4 protein-coding genes are annotated in these 2267 nt (G+C 35.5%); 1 reads left to right on the forward strand and 3 read right to left on the reverse strand.

Features of this window, described 5'->3' with window-relative positions; translation table 11 throughout:
* Positions 1–544: 544 nt before the first annotated feature.
* From C9E89_RS22245 to C9E89_RS22255, 3 genes are read right to left on the reverse strand one after another with little or no spacing between them, the layout of a single operon-like run.
* Positions 545–853 (reverse strand): hypothetical protein, encoded by a 309-nt coding sequence (locus C9E89_RS22245; protein WP_228199106.1) that lies wholly within the window; start codon positions 851–853, stop codon positions 545–547.
* A 32-nt stretch (positions 854–885) separates the two neighbouring features.
* Positions 886–1113, reverse strand: a complete 228-nt coding sequence (locus C9E89_RS22250; RefSeq protein ID WP_107010259.1) for a hypothetical protein — start codon at positions 1111–1113, stop codon at positions 886–888.
* Position 1114: 1 nt separating this feature from the next.
* Complete coding sequence (locus tag C9E89_RS22255) at positions 1115–1810, reverse strand: S24 family peptidase (protein WP_107010260.1); 696 nt, start codon at positions 1808–1810, stop codon at positions 1115–1117.
* Between the two features lie 105 nt (positions 1811–1915).
* Between C9E89_RS22255 and C9E89_RS22260 the strand changes: the two genes are divergently transcribed.
* Positions 1916–2104, forward strand: coding sequence for a hypothetical protein (locus tag C9E89_RS22260; RefSeq protein ID WP_107010261.1), 189 nt, complete (start codon positions 1916–1918; stop codon positions 2102–2104).
* Positions 2105–2267: the final 163 nt, after the last annotated feature.

Genomic DNA, 2267 nt, shown 5'->3' on the forward strand with positions numbered 1-2267 from the left:
GGCTTTTTGGTCATATGCCAAGGCAACGATACCTGTCGTGAATAAAGCACTGAGTGTGCAAACTTGTAAAAAGCGTTTTGGCTGTACACGATGTGTAACAGCAGGGTTGATAGGATTTAGTTTTGCATTCATAATTGATCTCGCATTAAGTTGTAAAAAGCGCATTGGATTTCTCAGGTCGGTGCGCTTTTTTGTTATCTAATGTCAAAATATTAACTATGGTTAATAATTATGTCAATAATAAAATTAACTTTAGTTTAATAAATTTACACTCTAGTTTGTTAACTATGATTTAATAGTCAAAAGAAAACCCACGCTAGGTGGGTTGGGGGTATCTATGGAGCTAAAAGAGTCTGACAAGTCAGAAAGACGAGTGATATGTTTATTTTATGCTTTTTGTTCTATCAGCATAATAATTAATGTTTACATACTTTTTAAAGTATATTGTTGAGGTGCGAAGTGACAAAATACAATCCTAATGAGCCATACTTAATAGGTTCATTAATTATAGCAATTGTTACAGTGATATTTAATTTACTGACTGCTATTTCAGTAGTGATAAAATTCCTATAACAATTGTCATCAAACCAAAGAATATAACAGCATAAAAAGTGGGTTTGACTGTCCAGTGGGGTTTGCTAGCTCTTTGTATTTGCCTAGATGTCAACTCATAACTTATAGCTTGTAGAAGTGGGGCGGATATAGCCCCATCTCTTCCTTCGCCGCTTAATAATTTTAGTAATTCATCATCTGACAACTGCTTAATCTCCTCCATAGTTAACCTAATTATCGGTAGCGTCTTAGTTGCCTTAGTTGAACTTAATTGTGTTGCTTTTTTTGGTATATCAAACATTCTATGCTCTAACTTATATGGGATTCGCAGTTTTAATTATCTGTTTTCTTAGGAAACATTGGTTTTCCCAACTTTCCTTCTTCACAAAGTTGAACAATCTGCTCATTAGTTAAGACAGGTATGAAATACGTTTCTCCAATATCCTTTGACAAGATTTTTACTTCTTCTGCTGTAAGGACGATCGCCTCATTATTTGCTGCTGCATCATTAATTCGAGTAATAATTTGATTGATTGGTAGTGTTGAGTTGTCTAAAACCATTTTAAATTTCTCCATCATAACTATGTGAAACGTATTTACCAATTACGCTTATATGTTCCAACTGCTCAGGCTCAACGATTTCACGTTGGTATTGAGGGTTATCACTATCAATAATTAATGCGCCATCAAATCGACGAGATAAGCGCTTAATTTTCAATTCATTCCCATATCGAATAGCATAAACTCTCCCTGATTGAACTTGATCTAGGGAGTTGATGGATTTATCTAGAGTAACAATGCTGCCATCAGGAATTCTTGGCTCCATACTATCCCCATCAATATCAACGGTTATTAGGTTTTTGGCTGATACCTGTTTTTTATGCACCCACTCCAATAAGCGCACTGATCCTTGCTCTTTTTCTGATGGCTCAAACTCAACAATACGCCCATTACCTGCAGAAAATTTAATATCAACATGCGGGATAACCACATATACATTAGGATCTAAATCCTCAGGGGCATCCCATGCTAACACTGGATGGTTTTCTTGCTTCCCATTCTCTCTGCCTGTTAACAACCAATCATCAGAGACATTTAAAAATTTAGAGATAGCTTTAAGCTTTTCGGCTTTAGGTATGCTGTCTCCGTGCACCCACTTACCAACTGCTACAGAAGAAACGTCAACTCCTCTAGCTAGGTCAGCAGGCTTTAACTTCTTTTCCTCTAATTTTTCTTTTAAGCGAGAATGAAAAGACATGGTTAATTTCCTGTTAGCTATATTAACTAATGTTAATACTTAATGTTGAAACAGTGGTTAAGTTGTGGTAACTTTGGTTTATTAACTATAGTTAAGTAAAAGCAAATGAACCCACTAGATTTAATGAATCATTACGAGTGTAAAACTAGAAGAGCCTTATCTCAAAAAATTGGTTTTTCAGAAGTCACTTTATGGAAATGGGAAAAAAAAGGCATCCCGCCACGTACCCAAGCGCTTTTTGAAATCCTTACCGAAGGAAAACTAAAAGCAGACCGCCAAGCGCTGATCAATTAAACACTCCACAAGCAAATTATTTATTTTCTTTGCTTAAAAATATACGTGAAAGAAAACAAGGATTTCACAATGCAAGAAATTTCACTGAGCAGAGAAGCTCAAACTGCCATTTTTAAAATGATTAACCAAACGCAAGGGATTTCACCAAAAGAAATTGCTCAGC

The sequence above is a fragment of the Acinetobacter sichuanensis genome (assembly GCF_003024515.2).
Lineage (GTDB): Bacteria > Pseudomonadota > Gammaproteobacteria > Pseudomonadales > Moraxellaceae > Acinetobacter > Acinetobacter sichuanensis.

What these genes read in the sequence shown, in the direction of transcription:
- C9E89_RS22250 (WP_107010259.1), bottom strand. Translation starts at nt 1,113, where the DNA reads ATGGTTTTAGACAACTCAACACTACCAATCAATCAAATTATTACTCGA.
- C9E89_RS22255 (WP_107010260.1), bottom strand. Translation starts at nt 1,810, where the DNA reads ATGTCTTTTCATTCTCGCTTAAAAGAAAAATTAGAGGAAAAGAAGTTA.
- C9E89_RS22245 (WP_228199106.1), bottom strand. Translation starts at nt 853, where the DNA reads ATGTTTGATATACCAAAAAAAGCAACACAATTAAGTTCAACTAAGGCA.
- C9E89_RS22260 (WP_107010261.1), top strand. Translation starts at nt 1,916, where the DNA reads ATGAACCCACTAGATTTAATGAATCATTACGAGTGTAAAACTAGAAGA.